Below are 22567 nucleotides of genomic sequence, written 5' to 3'. Positions count from 1 at the left end.
CGAGGCGGGTGAACATGGCTGCGGAGGGGATAGCCGACGCCTGAGAACCGCTCCGCTGGGAGGCCGTCGTGAACGCCAATTCCTCCGATGGGGAATCGGGTGACGGGGAACCGCAGGCGGGGGCGGAACCGGACAAGGGGAAGAAGCCCTTCTGGAAGCGGCCTTTGACGTGGGCGCTGACAGTTCTGGTGGGGGCCTTGGCGACGGTTCTCGGTGGCGCTCTGCAGGACGTGTTCAAGACGACGGGCAGCAAGGTCGTGCACGAGTTCGGCAAGGAGCAGGCCCCTTTTACCGTGGCATCCGAAGACAACTCGTGTCCGCCCGTTTGGACGCATTTCCCCGACAAGCTCCAGAAATCCGTGATCGGCAAGACGGAGGACGAGGGGCGCACCATCCTGATGAAGAACAGGGAGGCCGACGGCGGGGCGACCGAGCTCACGGTCACGCTCCAGGGAAGGACGCAGAGCGCGGTGGTCATCACCGGAGTCCGGGTGGTGATGTCCGGCCCGCCCCAGCCGCCACCGGCCTCGGTATTCGGTACGGGCGGGTGCGGTGCCGCAGTGCCGACGCGGTCTTTCGCGATCGATCTCGACAGTAAATCACCTACCGCGAAAGCGCTGCCCCCGGACGAGCCCTCCGGACCGTCGCCGGCGATCGTCAATTTCCCGTACAAGATCTCCACGACCGACCCGGAGGTTTTCCATTTCTCGGTGCGGACCGCCGCGTGCGACTGCACCTGGTATCTGGAAATCGAGTGGAACAGCAACGGGAAAGCCGGCGCTTACCGGCTGGACAACGGGGGGAAGCCTTTTCGCACGCTGGCGCTGCAAGGCTATACCTGGCAACCGGTCGGACTCTACGTGAGCCAGGACGGCACGGTCACCGGCCTGTCCCGGACCTCGTACTAAGCCGCTCACGCCGTCGGCAGGACGAGCGCGACGGCCAAACTGCCGCCTCCACAGCACCCGGGTGGTGGGGTTCTGCGCAATCACGGCGGCGGACACAACTTCGCGCACGTCAACGGAACCGGACACCGAAACCCCCTGCTTCAGCAGCAAGCACCGCTGCACCACGAAGACCGGAGCAAGCCCGAGCATCACGCCAGCGGTGTACGCAACCGCCGCCCCGTCCTCGTCGGCTTTCGAGTGGTCGTTGGCGGCGACCCAGCCGAATATGGCGACAGCTCCCACACTCACGAGCACCATCTGCCGCATTTTGTGCAGCTGAATTCCCACAAGGAATCCCCCTGAGCTGCTTCTGTGAGCACTTTAAGCCATTGATCTTCAATCGGTCACGACATTGATGCGGACACGCCTCAGACCGGCGAAAAGATGAAACTCAGAGGCCATCTACGATAGGTCAATAAAACCGACTAGTCCATCATTGACCATTTCCCTCACCTGAAATCAGAGCCTGAAGGCGCCTAACCTCATCCACAAGGCGTGGCACAGCTTCCCGCGCCATTGCAATGAAGGCTGCATTCTCATCCCAGCGCTCGTCACCCGAATCAACGTATCGCGGATGCTGAACCAGCGTTGCGGCAATCATGTCTCGATGATCAAAATTTGGCCACCTCTCGGCGTTACCAGTGTCTGGAGCCGTGCTCACCGCCACAAGATTCATGGCCGAGTCATCATCCAAGGTCCTGACGAACCAAGGTGCCGGAGTAGCCGCAGAACACAGCTCCTCGATTTCGCCGAGCTCATCTTCACCCATATGGCCACCTTCTACCAACCCGTTTACTTACCTGGAGTGGCCCGCAACCCGTCAAGCGAGCCCCCTAGCACGGTCAACTAATACCGTTCACTTGAATATCCGAGCCTATCTATATTCTTATAGAATCTCTTATCGTTTGTAATAATTGACAATCCATCTTGTACTGCCGAATGCAAGACCGAAGCATCATCGTCGGCAATCATCGGATTGAAGGACTTCCCCTTCCACATACTCATGAGTCGAGCCTGAAGGGAAGCGACACCATCGCTGGTGGAAGCGGGTCCCATACGTCCTCCTCGCTCCGATAGCCAGCCACCAATGGCATCAGCCGAGTGTCCACCTTCAAGTAGTTCACGATGAGCAGTCGGTGAAAGCACGGGCGCACGGCCCGACAAAGCAGCATCTACTTCAGAAGTCTTTGCACCGGACAGGGCATCTGTTACAGCATTCGTATCAACTGCCACTTCATTGCAATTGTGAACCAGGATCGGAGTGCTGCCCGCCACAACATAGTACGTATGAATGTGCTCAACCGTGAGGTTGTACGTAGTGACCGCGCGGCGGTAATTTCGGATCTTGACGACCGTGAGCAGCGTGCCGTCGGGCTCGCGGAGTTGTTCGCCCCGCTTCAGGTTGGCCGCGTCGACCCACTGCTTGCGTGTGGCATCCCAGTACGGGTGGTGCTGGGTGGAGGTGATCGTCTCGTCACCGGCGGACGTACGGACCGTCGTATCCGTGAAGTCCTTGTCCGTCAGCGTGACGTCGACATGAGTCACCTTCTCCGGCTTGGTCGTGTTCGTCAGCGGATCCGTCGCCTCGACCGTGTCGCCGACCTTCACCTGGTCGATCGGGACGGCAGCGCCGCTCGCCAGCAGGACCGTCGTCGCAGCCGGGAAGCTGTTGCACCCCCCCGGGCTCGGGGGCCCGCGAAGCCGCAGCCCCCTCGGCCCTGCTCGCGGCAACGCCCGCCTCGCCCTCAGCCCCCGACTTCGAGACCGCCTTCGAGACTCCCTTGGCGACCCGGGCTGCCCCGGCTACCACTGCCGCACCGGCGCCCACCGCCGCCAGTGCTTCTCCTCCCGCGGATATCACCGCCCCGGCGACCGCCGCTGACGCACCCAGTTCCGCCCCGGCCGCGAAGCCCTCCCCCGCAGCCATCACCACGCCCGCGCAGGCGACCCCCGCAGGGGTGAGGCATGCGGAGACCACCGCCACGACCACCACGGTGATCACGACGACGACGGCGACCGTCTCGACCTTGTCCCAGACCTTCTGCCACCAGTGGTGGTGCTTCGGCTTCTTGGGAGGCGGCGGTGATGTGTCGTAGTTGTAGACGATGCCGGTCTGCTGCGTGTACGCGGCGTACGCGTCCTCGCTCTTCGTCTCCGGCGTGGTCTCCCGGTGGCAGATCTCCGGGTTGAAGTCGCAGGCCGAGAGACCGGTTGGGTCGGTGTTGGTGAGCGGGGAGTTGTCCGCGTACGCGTAACCGTTCAGCGCCTGCGGGTCGCCCCCGTCGAAGACCGGGTCCACGGACACGCGCGGGCCGACGACGGCATCAGCCAGTCCGCGACCACGCCGGTCTGCCACTTCCGGGTGGACGGGACGCCGCCGACGCAGCTGTCGGTGTCCTCTGCCGACTACCCGGCGTCGGGCTCGACCGGCACCCCGCACCACGCCGACGACCAGTTCAGCGGCACGTTCGACCTCAGCGCGACGGACAGCGGAAGCGGCGTCGACTACTTCGAGTACTCCTTCAACCAGATTCTGCCGGTCGGCGGCGCCACGACCTTGGCGGCCTCGAACGGTACGGCTTCGCTGAAGCTGACGCCGGGCCACTGGGGCACGAACGTGCTGTACGTCGACGCCGTCGACAAGGCGGGCAACCGCTCCCAGCCGTTCGAGTACGACTTCTACGTGCCCGGCAACCCGAACCCCAAGGCCGTCGCGGGCGACCTGACGGGGGACGGCGTGCCGGACGTGGCGGTGGTCGACGGGGGCGGAAACATCCGGCTGTTCCCGGTCGGCACCACCGACCCCGCACTCGGCGGCACGGTCGCGGCCTACCAGGCGCCGAACGGCGTGCCGTCCTGGGCGGGCGCGATCCTCGCCCACCACGGATCCATGCACGGCGGACAGACCGTCGACGACCTGTTCGCGTACCAGGGCGGCGCGCTGTACCTCAACCCGACGAACGGCGACTTCACCAAGGCCAGGGCGATCACGGTGACCAGGCCGCCGAGCTGCACCTTCGATGCGGCCAAGTGCCAGAGCTACGCGACCGACTGGAAGCAGGTCACCCAGGTCGTCGCGCCCGGTGACGTCGACGGCGACGGCCAGAACGACCTGATCACCGTGGAGAAGGGCGAGTTGTGGCTGTTCCACGGCGCCGGTAGCGGACGCTTCGCCAACCCCGTGCAGCTCGGCAGCGGCGGCTGGCAGTCCATGACGGTCGTCGCGCCGGGTGACGTCGGCACCAGTTCCGGTGCCGCCGGGGACGGCCTGCCGGACCTGTGGGCCCGGGACACGACGACCGGCGCGCTGTACGCGTACTACAACCGCCCCGGCGACCCGACCGGCCTCGGCGACATCACCACCCGCAAGCAGATCGGCTCGGGCGTCACCGTCCTGGCCCATCCGTCGATCACGTCCGACGGCGACCTGGACGGCGACGGCTACGCGGACCTCGTCACGACCACGTGGGACGGCCGCCTCATGGAGTTCCCCGGCCGGGCACCCGCGCCGGACCAGGTCCCGTTCGCCCCACCGGCGGACATCAGCAAGCGGGTCTGGGGCACGACGATCCAGACCCTGGAGGGCTCGCCGTACCGTCCGTACGCCAAGAACGACTTCGACGGGGACGGACGGAGCGACCTGACGGGAATCTCCGGCTCGGGCAACCTCTACTACTGGCACAACAACGGGAACGGGAGTCTGCGGAACGGGTCGCGGATGTGGCCGGTGGACGGCGACTACCTCACCGCGCGCGAACCTGTGGCTGGTGACTTCAACGGCGACGGAAACACGGATGTCGCGGCCATCAGCCAGAGCGGTTCTCTGTACTGGAAGCCTGGCAACGGGAGCGGCGGACTCGGCGGCGCCGCTCTTCTCTGGCCCACGGAGGGTGGGTTCCAGAGCTTCCGCGATCCCACCGCCGGTGACTTCAACGGCGATGGCAAGACCGACCTCGCCGCGATCAACGACCAGGGCAACCTCTACATGTGGATGGGCGACGGCAAGGGGAGCCTCAGTCCCGCCTCGAACCCATGGCCCACAGCAGGCCAGTTCGCCACCTTCCGTGATTTGACCGCCGGTGACTTCAACGGCGACGGCAAGACCGACCTCGCCGCCATCTCCGGGGCGGGCAACCTCTACTGGTGGCCGGGCGACGGCAACGGCAGCATCGGCTCGGCCCAGCGTCTGTGGCCCAACGACGGGGAGTTCGGCACGTTCCGCGACCTGGCCACGGGTGACTTCAACGGTGACGGCAGAACCGACCTCGCCGCCATCTCCGGCGCGGGCAACCTCTACTGGTGGCCGGGCGACGGCTACGGCCACCTCGGCTCCGCGCAACGCCTATGGCCCAACGAAGCCGGATTCGCCACCTTCCGCGACCTCGCGTAGCCCAGTTCCAGACCTCATGAAGGGATCCACCATGCGTATCGGCCGTCGCCACAGGGCTGCACTGGCCATCGCCACTCTGGGCACCACGCTCGGCGTCGCCCCGCTGCAGGCGGCCCAGGCCGACCCGAGCGGACCCGTGCTGTCGACGACCCTGCCCGACGTCGTCGACATCGACGGAGCCGCAGGCGACATCGACCTCACCGTGACCGACCCGCCGGTCAAGGACGCCTACTTCCGGTTCACCATGTTCGGCACGGGGCTCGATCACATCCGTGTCACCGACGACTCCGGAGCCGTGATCCCGGATGCTCACAACGAGCCGGATCACACGGCCGCGACGTTCTACATCGGCAAGGCGGACAGCGATCACAACGGCGTTCCCGGCACCCGGCTCACCGCCGGCACACACCTTCGGCTCCACCTCGCCGCCGACTACGGAGCGGGTACCGGGGTTCGGGTCGAGACCGACCTCATGGACGGTGCGACCAACGATTACGTGGACAACGACTGGAACGCGCACACCGCGGGATACACCGCGTTCGGGCAGGCATCGCTCGCCGGTTCCTGGACCTCCCCGGGGCATGGGTCGGGCCCCGGACTCATGTTCCCCATCCACGAGGGCGTGCTCCAGCCCGCCGAGATGCGGCTGACCACCCACATGACGAGGCGTACACCGCCGTCGGCGACGCACACCCGATGGGTCTTCTCCGCAGACCAGCTCGCGCAGGGCGGCTACACAGCGGCGCAGCTGGCCAAGGGCATCACCGTGCAGTACTCCACGGACAACTCCCACTACATGCCCTCGTCTTGGACGATCGGTGCCGACGGATCCCTCGCCATGGACTTCCCGTCACAGACGTGGACAACGCAGAACCCCGCCGACCTCCACGAGTACGTGCGCATCAGCGCCGCCTGGGGCCTGCCGCAGCATTTCCTGCGCGGGGCTCTCCAAGTCGTGGACGAAAGCGGGCGGAAGCTCACCGAGGTGCCGCAGGAGCTGCGCCTGGACCGGATACAGGTCCCGGCCTTCGCCAGACACTCCTTCTACGGCCGCGACGCCGACGGGGTCCTGTGGCAGTACAAGGAGGGCGAGTACCCGGACACGGGCTCCCGGTACTACACCCCCCGCACCCGAGTAGGCGGCGGCTGGCAGACCTACGACCTGCTCACCAAGATCTCCACGTTCGGAGTCGAGGGCAACGGGGACCTCGTCGGGCGGGACCGGGCCGGTGTGCTCTGGTACTACCGGGGCAGCGGCAACGGCGACGCGCCCTTCGCGTCACGGGTCAAGGTCGGCGGTGGGTGGCAGGTCTACGACACGCTCATCGGCGGGGGCGATCTGACCGGGGACGGGAAGCCGGACCTGCTCGCCCGGGACCGCGGCGGGGTGCTCTGGCTGTACAAGGGCACCGGAAACCCCGCTGACCCCTTCGCCACCCGGACCAGGATCGGAGGAGGCTGGAACACTTACAACTTGATCACCGGCGGTGCCGATGTGACCGGTGACGGGCGTCCCGATCTGCTCGCCCGGGATCGCGACGGCGTGCTGTGGCTGTACGAAGGCACCGGCAACCCCGCCGCCCCCTTCGCCACCCGCACCAAGGTCGGTGGCGGGTGGAACACGTACACCTCCATCGTCAGCCCGGGTTCCCTGGACGGACGCGACGAGGGCAGTCTGCTCGCCCGCGACCACGACGGCCGCCTCTGGATCTACTTCGGCAAGTCCGGCTTCCCGTTCCAGCCGCGCGTCCAGATCGGCACCGGGTGGAACACCTACGACACCATCATCTGATGGTGCGTCAGGAATAGCACAACACCCGGGCCCGGCCGCCGAGTTGTTCCGGCGGTCGGGCCCAGGTGTGTCCGCGCGCCACCCCTTACGCCAATCCCAGCGCCTTCTTGCCGTCCAGGTACACCTGGACCAGCTGCGGGCGGTGGGAGCGGAAGGCTTCCGGGAAGCTGGCGAGGATCTCGTCGTAGCCCTCGGCCCGCTCCGGGTCCTCCAGGAGGCCGAAGACCAGGTGGCCGCCGGACTTGGGGCTGCCCTCGGTGATGGCGGTGCGGAGGCGGTCGACCTCGTCCGCCGGGACGCCGGGGAAGAGGTCGCGGACTACCGGCTCCTCCGTGTCCAGGTGGCCCGCCAGGATGTCGCGGACCTTGCGGGCCGCCGCCGTGCCGGCCTGCGCCGCCTCGGTCACCGCGGCCGAGTCGGCCGGCTCGCCGGCCTCGTTCGCCGCCGTCAGGAGTTCCACCGCCCGGCTCAGACCGCCGAGTTCGCGGTCCAGCTCCGCGTGCTCCTCGTTGAGGGTGTCGAACGCCGCCACCGAGTCGGGGTACAGACCGTGCAGGACGGGCCAGAACAGCTCGTCCTCCGACTCGTGGTGGTGATGGGTGAAGTCGATGAGCCACTGCGTGGTCTCGATGAGTTCCTTGACGCTGACCTGGTCGCCCTCGCCCAGGCGCTCGAACGCGTTCGCCACCAGTTCCGTCCCCCGGCGCAGGATCGCGTGCACGGCGAGGAACTCCTGATACATACGGGCGCCCGGATTGTCTGTCGCGGCGGTCATGTCGGGTATCCCCCAGTTATTTGACGCTAATGGACCGATCACTGCCGCGAGGGTACGCAAAAGCTCCGCGTGCCCCATAGGGGTGTTCGACTGCGATCACCCCGCAGTTGAACGCACGCGGTTCACCGGCGCTTTCTTCCGAAAGACGACCGTGTTTCCACCATACCTATTTTTCTATTTCTTCCACAGAGCCCGAGTCTGTGCAATTCTTGAGCCATGCCCCCGTACTCGTTACGGGCAAGTTGAGCGCAGTCGAGAAGCGCACAAGTGACGCTCTAGTGAAACTCCATTTCGCTGGAATCGGGAAGGACGACATTCGATGACTCGGCCCGTCGTGGCGGTGACCGCCGACCTGTCAACGGTGAATTGGAACATTTGGGGGGATGTGCATGTCGCGCTGCTTCCCTGGGAGTACATGGAGAAGGTGCATCAAGCGGGTGGCGCGCCCGTTCTCGTGCCGCCGATTCCTGATGCGGTCGAGGACGTCATGGCGCGCGCCGACGCCTTGCTGATGAGCGGCGGGGCCGATATCAATCCCGCTCTTTACGGTGCCGAGCGCGAGAAGTTCACGTTTCCGCCGCACGAGGCCCGGGACACCGCGGAACTTGCGGCGCTCGCCGTCGCCGAGCGGCGCGGGATTCCGGTGCTCGGCGTCTGCCGCGGCCTCCAGCTGATTTCCATCATCCGGGGCGGCACGCTCGACCAGCACCTTCCCGAGCATTCGCCCGTCGTGCCCGGAAAGTACGAGCCGCGCGAGATCCAGATGAAGCCGGATTCGCTGCTCGGGCGCACCCTCGGGCCGACCGCCACCGTCTACTGCCACCACCACCAGGGGATCGACAAGCTCGGCGCCGGTCTTGTCGCCACCGCCTGGTCGGACGACGGGGTCATCGAGGGCGCCGAGGCGGAGGACCCCTCGGCCCCCTTCCTCGCCGGACTCCAGGCCCACGGCGAGCTGGGCAGCGACACCCTTCCCCTCTTCGAGGCGTTCATCGAGGCCGCGAAAGCGAAGAAGAAGCGCTCCGAGTAGGCGAAACACCACCCGGCCCGGCCCGCGAGGCTTTTCCTCGGGGCCGGGTCCCGTCGCCGTACGACCCGTACGAAGTGCCCGTATGACACCGACGAACCCGTACAGGCTCCCGCCCGCGTATACAAAAGCGGCCCGGCCACCGCACGTCCTGCGGTGACCGGGCCGCCCGCCGTCGAGCCGTCCGCCCGACCCTGCCGACTGTCGGGGGTGTCAGCCGGCACCAGCAGCTGAACGGGGGTGGTCAGCTGTTGGGGTCGGCAACCTGGCCGATGGCCACGTGCAGACGGTTCCACAGGTTCGCGGTGGCGACCGAGAGGACGATCGCCGCGAGCTGCTGCTCGTTGAAGTGCTTGGCCGCGTCGTTCCAGACCTCGTCCGAGACCGCGTCCTCGCGGTCGGCAAGGCGCGTCACGGCCTCGGTCAGCGCCAGGGCGGCGCGCTCGGCCTCGGTGAAGTACGGCGTGTTGCGCCAGGCGGCGACCGCGAAGAGACGCTCGTCCGAGGTCTCGCCGGCGGCCTTCGCCAGACGGGGGTGACGGTCCGCGTTGGAACCGTCGCCATTGATCTGGCTCGCCCGAAGGTGGAGCAGCTCCAGCAGCTTTACTTCGACGCCGGGAACTTCCTTGCTGGCCTTTCCAAGGGCCACCAAAGCGTCAATCGCACCAGGCACGACAAAAGCAGGGTGCTTCGCCCGAGCAGTCATGATTGCTCTCCTCAAAAGATCTCAAGTACACGCCGAACACTTCACAGAGAACTGCGACGCCGGAGGCCGACCAGCCCTGCCAGAACTTCCACACCGGCCGGCTTCCGTCCGTCACACCTCTGACGAAACGTGGCCGATGAATGTGACAGATCCTGGCTGTGACCCACGTCACATATGTGGATGGAGGCGTGTTCAGGCTGGGCGCGGGATTAAGGTCTGCGTAAGATCCGGATCCCGGAGTGGGTGGAAGCCGGGCCGAAGGGCGGGCGGGACCGGGCCGGTGGGCAGGGGCTCCGGTCAGAATAAGCCGCCGCATCAGGCCGTTCTTTACCCGGAGTCGAGCGGCTTCAATCCGAGCAGAATTCACCACTGCTACAGGATTTTGACAACGCGGTCAGGACTTTGACAGATACGTCAAATCAGCCACAGGCGGGCTTGCCGCAACGGGTGGGTTCGAGGACATGATCAAACGGGTTGCCGCCGAGGGCCTGCCAGCCGCGCGGACTGTTCCGACCCAATACCCCCTCACCCCCCGCATTTCCCGACTCTGGGGAGAAACATGGACATCGAAGTGCTGGGTGCACTGTCGGTGCGGAAAAACGGGTTATCCATCGCACCCACCGCTCCCAAGCCGCGGCAGGTGCTGGCCCTCCTCGCCCTGCACGCCGATCAGGTGGTGCCGCTGGCGACGCTGGCAGAGGAACTCTGGGGCGACGCCCCGCCGCGCAGTGCCCGTACCACCGTGCAGACCTACGTCATGCAGTTGCGCGACGTCATCGGCGAGGCGCTGGCCCGCCGCGACGGAGAAGTGCGCGGCGCCAAGGACGTGCTCGTCACCCTGCCCGGCGGATATCGCCTGCAGAGCGGTGAGGGCACCGTGGACTTCCGGGAGTTCGAGCGCCGGGCCACCGCCGGGCACCGCGCCATGGACGCCGGTGACGACACCGGAGCCGCCCGGCTGCTGCGGGAGGCGCTGAGCCTGTGGACCGGGCCCGCGCTCACCGACGTACACCAGGGCAGCCGGATCCGTACCGAGGCGGAACGCCTTGAGGAGGCGCGGCTCGCCGCGCTCGACCGGCGGATCGAGGCCGATCTGCGGCTCGGCCGCCACCGCGAGCTGCTGTCCGAGCTGACCGTTCTGGTCAGCCGGTATCCGATGCACGAGTCGCTGCACGGCCAGCTGATGCTGGCGCTGCACCGCTCAGGGCGGCGCAGCGAAGCGCTCGGCGCCTATCAGCGACTGCGCACGAATCTGGTCGCACAGGCCGGTATCGAGCCCTCCCCCGCGCTCGGCCGGCTCCAGCTGGCCATCCTCACGGCCCGGCCCGGCGCCGCGGTCGACGGGCCCTCCGTCGCCGAGCGTTTCGTCGCCCGCGCCAGCTGATCCGCAGGGGCACGCCCCCGGCGGTCCGATGCCGGGGTGAGACAACGATGTCCGGCGGTACCCGCCGTTTTTTCAGAGAGGAAGCCGTGAAAATTCAGGTTCTGGGCCCTTTGAGTGCCGAAGTGAACAGAGTCTCCATCGTCCCGACCGCCGGCAAGCCCCGCCAGATCCTGGCGCTGCTCGCCCTCTACCCGGGCCGGGTCATCCCCGTACCGACGCTGATGGAGGAGATCTGGGGGACGGATCTGCCGGCGAGCGCGCTGACGACCCTTCAGACGTACATTCTCCAGCTGCGCCGACGGCTGGCCACCGCCATGGGACCCGACGCACCACTTTCGGCCAAGGATGTTCTGGCCACCCGTTACGGCGGCTATCTGCTCCAGGTGCCGTCCGAGGCCGTTGACGTCCACACGTTCGAACAGCTGTCCGCGGAGGGTCAGTTGGCGTTCGACGAGGGCGACAACGAGCGGGCGGCGGACTGCCTGCGGCGCGCGCTCGACCTGTGGGAGGGCCCCGCGCTGGTGGACGTACGGGTCGGACCGATCCTCGACATCGAGGTGATGCGCCTTGAGGAGAGCCGCCTGGTGGTCAAGGAGCGCCGCATCGACGCCGATCTCCGTCTGGGCCGGCACACGGAACTCACCGCCGAATTAACGGATCTGATCGCCCGTCATCCACAGCACGAGGGGCTGCACTCGCAGGCGATGGTGGCGCTGTACCGCTCCGGGCGACAGGCCACCGCCCTCGACGTCTACCGGCGGCTGCGCGGCCGGCTCATCGAGGACCTGGGCGTGGAGCCCTCCCCCCAGCTCCAGCGGCTGCACCAGGCGATCCTGTCCGTCGACCCCCAGCTGGACGTCGTCGCGGGCCCCCGCCGCACCTCCACCTTCGATCTGTACGCGGCCTGATCCCGGCCATGTGCAACCAGGTGGCTCGCCGCGGGGCCGACGCGCGGTCATGCTCGAACGGCCCGTGCTCGTATCCATGCGAAGGGGGAGCAGATGTACGAGAACAGGGAAGACCGGGAAGCTCTTGAGCTGCGGACGGGTGAACTCGCGGCCGTCGCTCCTCCGCTCCGGCTGGCCGGGGCGGAGGAGGACGACGTCGAGCTGAACATCATCCGGGGGATCGACTGACCGGATCGCGCACCAGGACACGGCCGCCGGGGAGATGACCGACGGCCGCCCGGGCTTCGCGGGACGACCGGACCAAGACGATCTACCGAACCCAGACGATCTACCGACCCGGACGATCCGACCAGGACGACCTGACGAAGACGATCCAACGAAGAACGCCCCCCGGCCGACAGGGGGCGCTCTCGTATGTCCGGCGCTACCGGGCCGTGCCGAACCACCGCTCCAGGGCGTCCCGCAGCTTGCCGCCGTCGGGCGCGGCCCAGGCGACGTGTCCGTCGGGGCGCAGCAGTACGGCCTCGGGGTCCTCGTCGCCCGCGGTGTCCGCCGGGATCCAGCTGCCGGTGACCACGTCGACGCGGTCCGACCAGTCGGCGGCCAGCTCCGCGGCCTCCGTCGACTCGCCGGTGGTGATGAGCACACCGCGCGCGGTGTGCAGGAGTTCGGCCACGCGGAGCTGGCCGCCCTCGGCGAGCTTGACCTCGCGGTCGGGCGAGAAGCGCAGGCCGAGCAGCGGGTGACCGCTCGCGCCCATGTCGTAGCAGACGTCCAGGCCGCTGACCTGCCCGGCGAGGTGGCGGGCCACGTCCGGGGACTCGACCAGCTCGCGCATCACCGCGCGCAGCGGCTCCATCTCGTCGCCGGTGAGGTAGAGGCGGGTCTGCGCCCGGGTGTTGCGCATCAGCTTCTCGCCGACCGGGTGGCGCTCGGACTGGAAGGTGTCGAGCAGGCCCTCGGGCGCCCAGCCGTTGATGGCCGCAGCCAGCTTCCAGCCGAGGTTCACCGCGTCCTGGACGCCGACGCTCATGCCCTGGGCACCGGCCGGCATATGGATGTGGGTGGCGTCGCCGACCAGGAAGACGCGGCCCTTGCGGTACTCGGAGGCCTGGCGGGTGGTGTCGGTGAACGAGCTGATCCAGCGGACCTCGGCGTGGTGCAGGGACTCCCCCGTCATGGCCTGCCACGCGTCCGCGACGACCTGGAAGGTGAGCTGGCTCTTGTCCTCGTGCGGCCGCAGCTTCTCGTCGTGGATGACGATCCGGTCGACGCCGTTCTCCAGGTTGAACGCCATCACCATGCCGCCGGGCACCTGCTCGCCGATGGGCCGCTGGCGCACCCCGGCGCCGACCAGGTCGGCCATGTACATACCCCGGGTGGCGTCCCAGCCGGGGAAGTCGATCCCGGCCGTCTTGCGGACGATCGAGCGGGCGCCGTCGCAGCCGATGAGGTACCGCGCCTCCTCCTCGCCCGGCCCGTCGGGGCCCTCGAAGGAGACGACGACGCCGTCCTCGGTCTCGGTGAAGCCGGTCACCTCGTGGTTGCGGTGGACCTTCACACCGAGCTCGCCGAGCCAGTCCTCCAGGATCTCCTCGGTCCGGAACTGGGGTACGCCCCGGACGCTGAAGTGGTTGTCCTCCAGCTTGGAGAAGTCGATGCGGACCCCGCCGAAGTGGCCCTGGGCCCACTCCACGTCGCCGAACCGGGCGAGCAGACCGCGCTGGTCGAAGACCTCCGCGGCACGGCGGGTGAAACCGACACCGCGCGACTCGCCGCTCGGGGCGGGCAGCCGGTCGTACACCGCCACGTCCACACCGCCGAGCCTGAGCTCACCGGCGAGCATCAGCCCGACGGGGCCCGCCCCGACGATGATCGCTCCCTTAGCCATGTGCGTACTCCTCAGATATCGGGTCCTGGACCCACGAGGTCGTGGACCGACAGGTCGTGGGTCAGACGAAGAACTCCAGGAACTCCCGGAGCACGCGCTCGGGCGCCTCCTCCTGGAGGTAGTGCACGGTGTTCTCGAACCGCACCACGCGTACGTCCGTCGCCAGCTTCGGCAGCGTCTGGACGTACGCGGTGTAGCTCTGGTCGGAGGCCAGACCGAGCAGCGGCGGGGTGAGCTTCGGATACGTCTTGATGTCCTCGATGTCCTGCGCGAAGCTCTGGTACCAGCCGTTGGCCGCGCGGATGCCGTCCGGGGTGTCGTAGGTGCGCGCGTACACGTTCCGGTCGAAGTCGGTGACCAGGGACTGGTCGTGGAGCGAGTTCGCGAGGAACCAGTCGATGAGGTGCCGGGAGCGGCCCTGGATCAGCTGCTCGGGCAGCCCGTGCACCTGGTTGAAGGCCCACCACCACAGGTTGAAGGGGCCGCCCGGGCGCTGGAGCAGCGGGACGTCGTAGAAGCTCTCGTCGGGGTGGAGGGTGTCCAGCATCGCCACCTTGCGGGTGGCGTCCGGGTGGTTGGCGGCGAAGCTGAACGCCACCTTGGCGCCGATGTCGTGGCCCGCGATGAAGGTCCGGCGGTGGCCGAGGTGGCGCACCAGCTCGTGGATGTCCCGCGCCATCGTCTTCTTGTCGTAGCCGCCCTGGGGCTTGTCGGAGCCGCCCTGGCCGCGCAGGTCGACGGCGATCACCCGGTACCGGCGGGCGAGCGCGGGCATGATCTTGCGGTACGACCACCAGGTCTGCGGCCAGCCGGCGACCAGGACCAGCAAAGGGCCGTGGCCGCCCGCCACATAGTGCAGCCGTACGCCGTTGACGTGCGCGTACTGGCTGCGGAAACCGCCGGACAGTGACCGGGCCAGCTCCGCGTCGCCCGGGACGTGGCGGCGCGGGGTGGCCGAGGCGGAAGCGGCCAAGGTGGGGGTGGCCGTGGCCGGGGTGGCCGAGGCGGCGGACCCGGCCATCGCGAGGGCGGCGGAACCGGCGCCCAGAGAGATCATCTTCCTGCGGTCCAACGACATGCTGTCAGTCCTGCCTGTGTGCGGGTCCCTGCGTGGGGGGCCTGTTGCTGTCTGGGGATGTGTGGGGGGGGTGTCCTCGCCGTCAGCTGCCGAACGCCGGCCGTACGAAGTCGGCCGTCGCGGTCGGCCGTCGCGCTCAGCCGCGGAACGGGCCCGCGTACTCCCGCGCCCACTCGGTGAACGGGCGGGCCGGGTGGCCGGTCAGCTTCTCCACGTCGCCGGTGAGCGGGACCGGCGAGTCGCTGGCCGCCCACAGCTCAAGGAGCGCGTCGGCGATGTCGCCCGGCATGAAGTCGGGCTTGTTGGCGCGCCAGACCGCCGGGGGGACCTGGGCGACCGGGATCGAGCGCCCGGCCGCGGCCTCGATGACCTTGATGTGCTGGGTGAAGGTCAGCGCCTCGGGCCCGGTGAGGTGGTACGAACGGCCGCCGAGCGACGGGTCGGTGAGGACCGCGAGCGCGGCCTCGGCGACATCGCGCTCGTTGACCGGGTCGGCGTAGCTGTTCGGGTACGGCAGGCCGACCGTGCCCCGGGCCTTGAGCTGCCAGGCCCACGGCATCGCGTTGCTGGCGAGCGCCCCGCAGTTCAGCGGGGTCGAGGTGATCGAGGAGGCGGCGAGCGCCTGCTCGACCGCGACGTGGGGCGCGGCGATCGGGTTGACGGCGGCGTCGGGGCGCAGCACCGCGTCGGCGGACATGATGACGACGTGCCGCACACCGGCCGCCTCGGCCTGCGCGACGAACTCACCGATCGCGGCGGGCTCGCAGTACAGGAAGACCGAGGTCACCCCGGCGAGGGCGGCGGGGAAGTCGGCCGGGTCGTCGAGCGCGAGCTTCACGGACGCGACGCCGTCGGGCAGCGTCAGCTTCTCCGGGCTGCGCGACCCGGCCCGCACGGCCACGCCCTGCTCGTGCAGCAGCCGTACGAGATGCGCGCCGACTTTGCCGCTGCTGCCGGTGACGAGGACGGTCATGGTGAATTCCCTTTCGATGACATGCGGTTGGGGGTACGACAGGGGCCTGCCGCGCGGGGACGGCAGGCCCCGTGACCGGCCCGGCGGGTAGGCGCCGGGCCGGACGATGCGGTTCTGGGCAACCTCTAGGGGCGCGGGGAACGGCGCGACCAGCCCCCACCGGCCCGCAGCCGAAATCCGCACCCCCCGCGGAGCGATCCGACGCTGAACCGGTAGGTCGGTAGCAGCTGCAACAGCAGCTTCTATCCGGCCACTTGAGCCGCGCCGAACCACCGCTCAAGCGCGTCCCGCAGCTTGCCGCCGTCGGGCGCGGCCCACACGACATGGCCGTCGGGGCGTACCAGCACGGCCTCGGGGTCGTCGCCGGTGGCGACGTCGGAGGGGACCCAGCTGCCGGTGACCACGTCGACGCGGTCCGACCAGCCCTGGGCGAGCTCCGCCGCCTCGGCCGAGTCGCCGGTGGTGATGAGCACACCGTGCCCGGGGTGCAGCAGCTCCGCGACGCGGACCTGGCCGCCGTCGGCGAGCGCCACCTCGCGGCCCGGGGCGAGGCGCAGGCCGAGCAGCGGGTGGCCGGTGTTGTCGGTGTCGACGTCGTAGCGCACGTCGAGGCCGCTGACCAGGCCCGCGAGGTGGCGGGCGGCGTCCGGGATCTGCACGAGCTCGCGCAGCACCGCGCGCAGCGGCTCCATCTCCTCGCCGCTGAGGTAGATCAGCGACTGGGCGAGCGTGTTGCGCAGCAACTGCTCGCCGATGGGGTGGCGTTCGGTGTGGTAGGTGTCGAGGAGGTCGTCGGGGGCCTGGCCCTTGATGGCCGCCGCCAGCTTCCAGCCGAGGTTGACGGCGTCCTGGAGGCCGACGCTGACGCCCTGCGCGCCCAGCGGGGCGTGGTCGTGCGCGGAGTCACCGGCGAGGAAGACGCGGCCCTTGCGGTAGTGGGTGGCCTGGCCGGTGGCGTTGGTGAGGGCGCACATCCAGCGGGCGCTCGCGCCGTGGATGTCCTCGCCGGTCATCCGCTCCCAGGCGTCCGCGAGCTCGGAGAACTTCAGCTCGCCCTCGCCGTGGTGCGGGCGCACCCCGGGCTCGTGGATGACGATCCGGTCGACACCCGGCTCCAGGGTGACCGAGAGGATCATGCCGCCGCCCTCGATGCGCTGGCCGATCGGGCGCATCGGCAGTCCGGCGCCGACCACGTCGGCCAGGTACATGCCGCGCGTAGCGGGCTCGCCCGGGAACTCGATGCCCGCCAGACGGCGAATGGTGGAGTGGCCGCCGTCGGTGCCGACGAGGTACTGGGCCGCCTCCTCGCCCGGGCCGTCGGGGCCCTCGTACTGGACGACGACGCCGTCCTCGGTCTCCCGGTAGCCGGTGACCTCGTAACCCCGGCGCACGGTGACGCCGAGCTCCTCGACCCATGCGCCCAGGGTCTCCTCGGTGCGGGACTGGGCGAGGCCCATGATGCCGTAGTGGCTCTCGTCCAGCTGGTCGAAGTTGATCCGGACCCCGCCGAAGTGGCCCTGCTTGCCCCAGCGGATGTCACCGAGCTTCGTCAGCAGACCGCGCTGGTCGAGCACTTCGGCGGTACGTCCCGTGAATCCGAGGCCGCGCGATTCTCCACTGGGAGCCGGCAGCTTGTCGTAGAGGGCGACCTCCACACCGGCAAGGCGGAGTTCGCCGGCCAGCATCAGTCCGACCGGACCGGCACCGACAACAATTGCGCCCTGGGTCATATTCGCACTCCTCGTGCAGGTGGATGACATGGATCAGCCGATACGGCCGATGCTTGCATCACCTACCTGAGTACTACTCAAGTCCGCAGCTCAGGGGGCACAACAAAGCGTGGCATCACCGGAATTGCCGTCCGGTGATGCCACGCTGGTGAGATTTCGCGCCATCAACTCACGTAACGTACAAGTGAATTATGTGTGACGCGTTACGCGTTACGCACGGGAGTTCACGTATTGAGAGTGATCACCCGGTCGACCGCTATTTCCAGGACCACCCGGCCCGGCGGATTCGGCGGCGCCTGCCAATAGCGCTTGGCATAGCGCTGCACGCCCGCGGCCACCCGCTGCGAGTCCTGCGACACCGCCGCGGTGCCCTCCAGGGTGACCCAGCTGAACCCGTCCACCTGGCACAGCACGGCACGCGAGCCCGGGTTCGCCAGGACGTTGCGGGCCTTGCGCGAGGTGGCCACCGTCATGACCCGGGCGAGCCCCGACGCCGCGTCCCAGGTGAACCGGACGGGCGCCACATGCGGCGAGCCGTCGGGCCGCAGGGTGGTGAGCGTGGCGACCAGCGGTTCGGCGAGGAACGCCTCGACCGAGGCGGAGACCTCCGGCGCGCTGGTGCGCCCTCGGGGCTGCGACATGGGGTCCGTTCCTTCCAGGCTGCTCCGGCGCGGCCCCGGGGACACCGGGACCGGCCCTGTCAGTGGCGCGTGGCGCTCCTCCGGCTCGTACCGGAGGAGCGCCACGGCCTGCCCGGCCCTATGCGGCGGGCGGGCTTTCAGGGAGTGGTCGGGTTACTTGACGGCCGCGTCCTCGGGGGCGAGCTCCGGCTCGGCGGTGCCGTGGGCGTGCGCCGAGCTCATGCTGTTCTTGCCACTCGGCATGAAGAACAGGGCGACCAGCAGAGCGGTGAAGCCGAGGATCGCGGCGGACAGGAACGCGTGGTGGTTCGCGGTGGCCTGGACCTCGTGGATCTTGGCGGGGTTGCCGCCGGTCTTGGCCAGCTTGTCCTCAAGACCGTTGTACGCGATGGTCGCGATGACGGCGAGGCCGAGGGCGCCACCGGCCTCCTGGCTGGTGTTGATGAGACCGGCGCCGATGCCGGCCTCCTCGTCCGAGATACCGACGAACGCGGCGATCTGCAGCGTCACGAAGACCATGCCGCAGCCGAGGCCGAGCAGGACGAACGCGGGCAGCAGGTGCGTGGCGTAGGAGGCGCCGGCGCCGGTGCGCCACAGGATCAGCAGACCGGAGGTGGTCAGGGTGAGACCGATGGCGAGCACCGGACGGGCGGCCATCTTGGTGATCATGCCGGAGGCGGCACCGGCGCCGAAGGCCACCGCGACCGCGAGCGGCACGTAGGCGAAACCGGCCTTCATCGGGGAGTAGCCGAACGCCTGCTGCATGAAGAGGCTGGCGAAGAAGAACAGGGCGCCGAAGGTACCGAAGACCAGGACGGCCGACAGGTTGGCGACACGCATCGTCTTGAGGCGGAAGACGCGCAGCGGCATCATCGGCGCCTCGACCTTCATCTCGATGACGATGAAGGAGACCAGCAGGACGAAGACACCGATGAGGCTGCCGATCGTACGGGCGGTGCCCCAGCCGACGTTGATGGCCTCACCGAGGGTGAAGATGAGGAGCAGCATGCCGGCCGTCAGCGTCGCGGCACCCGCGAAGTCGAAGCGCTGGCGCGGGGCGTCGGACTTGGACTCGGGCAGGATCTTCGGCGCGAGCACCACGACACCCAGGCCGATCGGCACGTTGATCCAGAAGATCCACTCCCAGCCCGGGCCGTCCGCGAGGACGCCACCGAGCATCACGCCGACGATCGAGGCGATACCGGCGAGCGAACCCCAGACACCCAGGGCCTTGTTGCGCTCGGGGCCCTCGGCGAAGGTGTTGGTGAGGATGGAGAGCGCGGCGGGGGCGATCATCGAGGAGCCGAGGCCCTGGAAGCCACGCGAGGTGATCAGCATGGCGGCGTTCTGGGCCAGACCCGAGGTCAGCGAGGCCAGCGCGAACACCACGAAGCCGGTCATCAGCAGGCGCCTGCGACCGAAGGTGTCGGCGAGCCGTCCGTTGAGCAGCAGGAAGCCGCCGAGCACGGTGGAGTAGGCGGTCACGATGTAGTTCAGACTGACATCGGACATGTCGAGCCCGTCCTGAATGGACGGCAGGGCGAGGTTCACGATCGACACGTCGAGGAAGACCATGAACTGGCCCAGGCACAGGAATGCCAGGATCAGACCGGGCTTGACGCCCGTGCCGGTCCCCGGCCTCGCGGTTGAGTCGGCGGCAGCCATGACGAGACTCCTAAGCTATACAGGATCGAGTGGGTGAGAGCGCCCCCGGCTTGGCCGGGTGGCTGCCGGACACAACCGGGTCCGGTTACGGAACGCCGCCCGAGAGTTCTGTTCCGGACGCGGGCCGAACGTGTCAAAGGCTGCTCTCCATCAGGGGTTGTACGGGCGCCCCCTAACGAGGGCGACGGACGTCCCGCCGGTGCTGCCCCCTCGGAGCACCGGCCCGGACTTGTCCGTCACTGATATGACGGATCGCGCCGAGCAAATGTGACCGTTGGACGAAAATAAGTTTCGGCGCACGGAAAGGCCCGGGCCCGCCGAAGCGGTCCCGGGCCCTCCCACCTGCGCTTATGTCGTTTCCATCGGGTTCGCGCCGATCCCGTACGTCAGCTCGCGAGGAGCTCCAGATCCAGTGCGTCCAGGTGCTCGGGGTCGGTGATGACCTCGATCTCGGTGATCACCGAGTCGCCGAACCCGAAGCTCATCACGCGGAACGTGTCGCGCCCCTGGTCCGCGACGACGCCCGGGCTGCCGTTCACCAGCGCCTGCTGCGCGGACTGGGCGAACTGCGCGAAGGTGAGCGCCTGTCGGGCCACGGCCTGGGCGCCGCGCAGCACCGTGCCGGCTCCCGGACGGTCCGCGAAGGCGTCGGAGCGGGCCACCACATCGGGGTCGAGGACCGCGACCAGGGCCTCGAAGTCGCCGCCGCGCGCGGCGGCGAGGAACGCGTCGACCACCTGGCGCTGCTTGCTCAGATCGGGGTCGGGCACCGGCTCGGCGCCCTGGACGCGGCGGCGGGCCCGGCTGGCCAGCTGGCGGGCCGCGGCGGGGCTGCGGTCCACGATGGGCGCGATCTCCTCGAAGGGCACCGCGAACATGTCGTGCAGGACGAACGCGAGCCGCTCGGCGGGCTCCAGCGTCTCCAGGACCACCAGCAGGGCGAGGCCCACCGAGTCGGCGATGAGCGCCTGCTGCTCCGGGTCGCCGGCGTCCTCGGGGGCCAGCGCGGGCTCGGTCACCTGGGCTTCCAGCGGGTCCTCGCGCCGGGCCCGGCGCGAGCGCAGCATGTCCAGGCAGACCCGGCCGACTATGGTGGTCAGCCAGCCGACCAGGTTCTCGATGTCGTCGGTCTCGGCGCGGCTGAGCCGCAGCCAGGACTCCTGAACGGCGTCGTCGGCCTCGCTCACCGAGCCGAGCATCCGGTAGGCCACCGCTCTGAGATGGCTCCGGTTCTCCTCGAATCGCTGCGCCAGCCAATCGCGCTCGTCCATGTCACTTCCTTCGGTCGCGTTCCGTCATAGCCATGACGAACGAAACCCGGCCATTGTGACAACGTCCGTTCCCAGTGGGTCCGTTCGCCGGTCCCACCGGCCCGGCCACTGTCGCACACCGCCGGGCGCGCGGCCCGGCGGTGTGCGACACGTATCACCAGGCCTGGCCGGCCTGCTGCTTGGTGGTGGCGTTGAGGCGGTTGAACAGGTTGACCACGCCGATCTGGAGGACCAGGGCGGCCAGCTGCTGCTCGTCGTAGTACTCGGCCGCCTCGTTCCACACGGCGTCCGGAACCGCGTCCTCGCGGTCGGCGAGCCGGGTGGCGTGCTCGGCCAGCGCCAGGGCGGCGCGCTCGGCGTCGCTGTAGAACGGCGTCTCGCGCCAGGCGCCGACCGAGAAGATCCGCTCGTCGCTGACACCGGCCTTCTGCGCGGACTTGGCGGAGGCGTCGACGCAGGGGCCGCAGCCGTTGATCTGGCTGACGCGCAGGTGGACCAGTTCGAGGGTGGCCTCCTCGACACCGGCCTTACGGATCGACTTGATCAGGCCGAGGATAGCCGTCATCGAGTCGGGCAGGACCTGGGCCGGGTTGCTCATGCGGGGAGCGGACATCGTCATCTTCCTTAAAACGTGCGGGTGTTGATGGAGACAGTCTTGCCTACCAGGGCAGTGTGCCCTGGTCCTGCGAGAAGGTGGCGGTCGGGCCGTCCGCGTCGAGGGTGGCGAGCTTCACGGCGATCGCGGCGCCCTGCGCGGCCGACTTGTAGCCCTCGCCACCGGTGATGTCGGTACGGCACCAGCCCGGGTCCACCGCGTTGACCTTGATCGGGGTGTCCCACAGCTCCTTGGCGTAGGCCACCGTGATCATGTTGAGCGCGGTCTTCGAGGAGTTGTACGGAAGGTTCACGATCGGGAAGGCCGGGTGGTCGCGGTCAAGGGCGTGGTCGATCGAGCCCATCTCGCTGGACTGGTTGACGATCCGGGCGGCGGGCGCCTTGCGCAGCACCGGCAGCAGCGCGTTGGTCACCGCGACCACGCCGAACACATTGGTCTCGTAGATCCGGCGCATGGTGTCGAGGGAGGTGGTGCTGGGCTTGCCCTCCTCGTGGGACACGGTGATACCCGCGTTGTTCACCAGGATGTCGAGCTTGCCGTACGCGAGGTCGATCCAGGTGGCGGCGGCCTTGATGCTGGCCGGGTCGGTGACGTCGAGCTGGACGAACGCCTGGCCGAGCTCCTCGGCGGCGGCCCGGCCGAGCTTCTCGTCGCGCGCGCCGATGATGACGGTGATACCCAGCTCGCCGAGCTGACGCGCGATCTCGAAACCAATTCCCTTGTTGGCACCTGTGACGAGAGCAATAGTCTTCATGGGGGGAATCCTTACAGTG

Annotated in this window: 21 protein-coding genes; 7 read left to right on the top strand and 14 right to left on the bottom strand. The window is 68.5% G+C overall.

Features of this window, described 5'->3' with window-relative positions; translation table 11 throughout:
• Window positions 1-68: 68 nt before the first annotated feature.
• Window positions 69-908: a hypothetical protein gene (locus tag ACGFRG_RS27115; RefSeq protein WP_393268057.1), complete on the top strand. Its 840-nt coding sequence runs from the start codon at window positions 69-71 to the stop codon at window positions 906-908.
• 472 nt (window positions 909-1380) lie between these two features.
• Here the strand turns inward: ACGFRG_RS27115 and ACGFRG_RS27110 are convergent, their stop codons facing one another.
• The 3 genes from ACGFRG_RS27110 to ACGFRG_RS27100 form a co-directional block, all read right to left on the bottom strand.
• Window positions 1381-1716, bottom strand: coding sequence for a hypothetical protein (locus tag ACGFRG_RS27110; RefSeq protein ID WP_361430699.1), 336 nt, complete (start codon window positions 1714-1716; stop codon window positions 1381-1383).
• A 77-nt stretch (window positions 1717-1793) separates the two neighbouring features.
• The gene (locus tag ACGFRG_RS27105) at window positions 1794-2519 is read right to left on the bottom strand and encodes a polymorphic toxin-type HINT domain-containing protein (RefSeq protein ID WP_393268252.1); all 726 of its coding nucleotides are present in this window, start codon (window positions 2517-2519) and stop codon (window positions 1794-1796) included.
• Entirely contained in the window at window positions 2422-3252 is an 831-nt protein-coding gene (locus ACGFRG_RS27100; RefSeq protein ID WP_393268273.1) for a hypothetical protein, read from the bottom strand. Before ACGFRG_RS27100 ends, ACGFRG_RS27105 begins: the two co-directional genes overlap by 98 nt.
• A gap of 87 nt (window positions 3253-3339) precedes the next feature.
• Here ACGFRG_RS27100 and ACGFRG_RS27095 point away from each other — a divergent pair, with 87 nt between their 5' ends.
• Both ACGFRG_RS27095 and ACGFRG_RS27090 read left to right on the top strand, forming a co-directional pair.
• A complete protein-coding gene (locus ACGFRG_RS27095; protein ID WP_393268054.1) occupies window positions 3340-5337 on the top strand; it encodes an FG-GAP repeat domain-containing protein in 1998 nt (665 codons plus the stop codon).
• Window positions 5338-5368: 31 nt separating this feature from the next.
• Entirely contained in the window at window positions 5369-7129 is a 1761-nt protein-coding gene (locus ACGFRG_RS27090; RefSeq protein WP_393268051.1) for an FG-GAP repeat domain-containing protein, read from the top strand.
• Window positions 7130-7214: 85 nt separating this feature from the next.
• Here the strand turns inward: ACGFRG_RS27090 and ACGFRG_RS27085 are convergent, their stop codons facing one another.
• A complete protein-coding gene (locus ACGFRG_RS27085) occupies window positions 7215-7904 on the bottom strand; it encodes a hemerythrin domain-containing protein (RefSeq protein WP_361430704.1) in 690 nt (229 codons plus the stop codon).
• Between the two features lie 334 nt (window positions 7905-8238).
• Between ACGFRG_RS27085 and ACGFRG_RS27080 the strand changes: the two genes are divergently transcribed.
• Window positions 8239-8934, top strand: coding sequence for a gamma-glutamyl-gamma-aminobutyrate hydrolase family protein (locus ACGFRG_RS27080; RefSeq protein ID WP_393268048.1), 696 nt, complete (start codon window positions 8239-8241; stop codon window positions 8932-8934).
• A 241-nt stretch (window positions 8935-9175) separates the two neighbouring features.
• Here ACGFRG_RS27080 and ACGFRG_RS27075 read toward each other — a convergent pair whose 3' ends face one another.
• Window positions 9176-9580, bottom strand: a complete 405-nt coding sequence (locus ACGFRG_RS27075) for a carboxymuconolactone decarboxylase family protein (RefSeq protein WP_393268045.1) — start codon at window positions 9578-9580, stop codon at window positions 9176-9178.
• Window positions 9581-10196: 616 nt separating this feature from the next.
• Here ACGFRG_RS27075 and ACGFRG_RS27070 point away from each other — a divergent pair.
• The 3 genes from ACGFRG_RS27070 (at window position 10197) to ACGFRG_RS27060 (ending at window position 12157) form a co-directional block, all read left to right on the top strand.
• A complete protein-coding gene (locus tag ACGFRG_RS27070) occupies window positions 10197-11021 on the top strand; it encodes an AfsR/SARP family transcriptional regulator (RefSeq protein WP_361430709.1) in 825 nt (274 codons plus the stop codon).
• A gap of 86 nt (window positions 11022-11107) precedes the next feature.
• The gene (locus tag ACGFRG_RS27065) at window positions 11108-11929 is read left to right on the top strand and encodes a BTAD domain-containing putative transcriptional regulator (RefSeq protein WP_393268042.1); all 822 of its coding nucleotides are present in this window, start codon (window positions 11108-11110) and stop codon (window positions 11927-11929) included.
• 93 nt (window positions 11930-12022) lie between these two features.
• Window positions 12023-12157 carry a hypothetical protein gene (locus ACGFRG_RS27060; protein ID WP_361430711.1) on the top strand — a complete coding sequence of 45 codons (135 nt, stop codon included), beginning with the start codon at window positions 12023-12025 and terminating at the stop codon, window positions 12155-12157.
• 196 nt (window positions 12158-12353) lie between these two features.
• Here ACGFRG_RS27060 and ACGFRG_RS27055 read toward each other — a convergent pair whose 3' ends face one another.
• The 9 genes from ACGFRG_RS27055 to ACGFRG_RS27015 all read right to left on the bottom strand — a co-directional run bounded on the left by ACGFRG_RS27055 (window position 12354) and on the right by ACGFRG_RS27015 (window position 22548).
• Window positions 12354-13820: an FAD-dependent monooxygenase gene (locus tag ACGFRG_RS27055; protein ID WP_393268039.1), complete on the bottom strand. Its 1467-nt coding sequence runs from the start codon at window positions 13818-13820 to the stop codon at window positions 12354-12356.
• A 61-nt stretch (window positions 13821-13881) separates the two neighbouring features.
• Entirely contained in the window at window positions 13882-14898 is a 1017-nt protein-coding gene (locus ACGFRG_RS27050; protein WP_361430714.1) for an alpha/beta hydrolase, read from the bottom strand.
• Between the two features lie 136 nt (window positions 14899-15034).
• Window positions 15035-15871 carry an NAD(P)H-binding protein gene (locus tag ACGFRG_RS27045; RefSeq protein WP_393268037.1) on the bottom strand — a complete coding sequence of 279 codons (837 nt, stop codon included), beginning with the start codon at window positions 15869-15871 and terminating at the stop codon, window positions 15035-15037.
• A 242-nt stretch (window positions 15872-16113) separates the two neighbouring features.
• A complete protein-coding gene (locus tag ACGFRG_RS27040) occupies window positions 16114-17601 on the bottom strand; it encodes an FAD-dependent monooxygenase (protein WP_361430717.1) in 1488 nt (495 codons plus the stop codon).
• 224 nt (window positions 17602-17825) lie between these two features.
• Window positions 17826-18242, bottom strand: coding sequence for a TIGR03618 family F420-dependent PPOX class oxidoreductase (locus ACGFRG_RS27035; RefSeq protein ID WP_361430718.1), 417 nt, complete (start codon window positions 18240-18242; stop codon window positions 17826-17828).
• Between the two features lie 153 nt (window positions 18243-18395).
• Entirely contained in the window at window positions 18396-19907 is a 1512-nt protein-coding gene (locus tag ACGFRG_RS27030; protein WP_361430719.1) for an MFS transporter, read from the bottom strand.
• 386 nt (window positions 19908-20293) lie between these two features.
• Window positions 20294-21178 carry an RNA polymerase sigma factor SigJ gene (gene sigJ / locus ACGFRG_RS27025; protein WP_361430720.1) on the bottom strand — a complete coding sequence of 295 codons (885 nt, stop codon included), beginning with the start codon at window positions 21176-21178 and terminating at the stop codon, window positions 20294-20296.
• 154 nt (window positions 21179-21332) lie between these two features.
• Window positions 21333-21791 (bottom strand): carboxymuconolactone decarboxylase family protein, encoded by a 459-nt coding sequence (locus tag ACGFRG_RS27020; RefSeq protein ID WP_393268032.1) that lies wholly within the window; start codon window positions 21789-21791, stop codon window positions 21333-21335.
• Between the two features lie 46 nt (window positions 21792-21837).
• A complete protein-coding gene (locus ACGFRG_RS27015; RefSeq protein ID WP_361430723.1) occupies window positions 21838-22548 on the bottom strand; it encodes an SDR family oxidoreductase in 711 nt (236 codons plus the stop codon).
• Between the last annotated feature and the right edge of the window lie 19 nt (window positions 22549-22567).

This window comes from Streptomyces sp. NPDC048696 (assembly GCF_043198895.1).
Taxonomy (GTDB): domain Bacteria; phylum Actinomycetota; class Actinomycetes; order Streptomycetales; family Streptomycetaceae; genus Streptomyces.
Note: the sequence above shows the minus strand (reverse complement) of the source record. Positions and strands in the feature narration are given on the sequence as shown.

What these genes read in the sequence shown, in the direction of transcription:
- ACGFRG_RS27110 (WP_361430699.1), bottom strand. Translation starts at nt 1,716, where the DNA reads ATGGGTGAAGATGAGCTCGGCGAAATCGAGGAGCTGTGTTCTGCGGCT.
- ACGFRG_RS27090 (WP_393268051.1), top strand. Translation starts at nt 5,369, where the DNA reads ATGCGTATCGGCCGTCGCCACAGGGCTGCACTGGCCATCGCCACTCTG.
- ACGFRG_RS27085 (WP_361430704.1), bottom strand. Translation starts at nt 7,904, where the DNA reads ATGACCGCCGCGACAGACAATCCGGGCGCCCGTATGTATCAGGAGTTC.
- ACGFRG_RS27070 (WP_361430709.1), top strand. Translation starts at nt 10,197, where the DNA reads ATGGACATCGAAGTGCTGGGTGCACTGTCGGTGCGGAAAAACGGGTTA.
- ACGFRG_RS27060 (WP_361430711.1), top strand. Translation starts at nt 12,023, where the DNA reads ATGTACGAGAACAGGGAAGACCGGGAAGCTCTTGAGCTGCGGACGGGT.
- ACGFRG_RS27055 (WP_393268039.1), bottom strand. Translation starts at nt 13,820, where the DNA reads ATGGCTAAGGGAGCGATCATCGTCGGGGCGGGCCCCGTCGGGCTGATG.
- ACGFRG_RS27050 (WP_361430714.1), bottom strand. Translation starts at nt 14,898, where the DNA reads ATGTCGTTGGACCGCAGGAAGATGATCTCTCTGGGCGCCGGTTCCGCC.
- ACGFRG_RS27045 (WP_393268037.1), bottom strand. Translation starts at nt 15,871, where the DNA reads ATGACCGTCCTCGTCACCGGCAGCAGCGGCAAAGTCGGCGCGCATCTC.
- ACGFRG_RS27040 (WP_361430717.1), bottom strand. Translation starts at nt 17,601, where the DNA reads ATGACCCAGGGCGCAATTGTTGTCGGTGCCGGTCCGGTCGGACTGATG.
- ACGFRG_RS27035 (WP_361430718.1), bottom strand. Translation starts at nt 18,242, where the DNA reads ATGTCGCAGCCCCGAGGGCGCACCAGCGCGCCGGAGGTCTCCGCCTCG.
- ACGFRG_RS27030 (WP_361430719.1), bottom strand. Translation starts at nt 19,907, where the DNA reads ATGGCTGCCGCCGACTCAACCGCGAGGCCGGGGACCGGCACGGGCGTC.
- sigJ (WP_361430720.1), bottom strand. Translation starts at nt 21,178, where the DNA reads ATGGACGAGCGCGATTGGCTGGCGCAGCGATTCGAGGAGAACCGGAGC.
- ACGFRG_RS27020 (WP_393268032.1), bottom strand. Translation starts at nt 21,791, where the DNA reads ATGTCCGCTCCCCGCATGAGCAACCCGGCCCAGGTCCTGCCCGACTCG.
- ACGFRG_RS27015 (WP_361430723.1), bottom strand. Translation starts at nt 22,548, where the DNA reads ATGAAGACTATTGCTCTCGTCACAGGTGCCAACAAGGGAATTGGTTTC.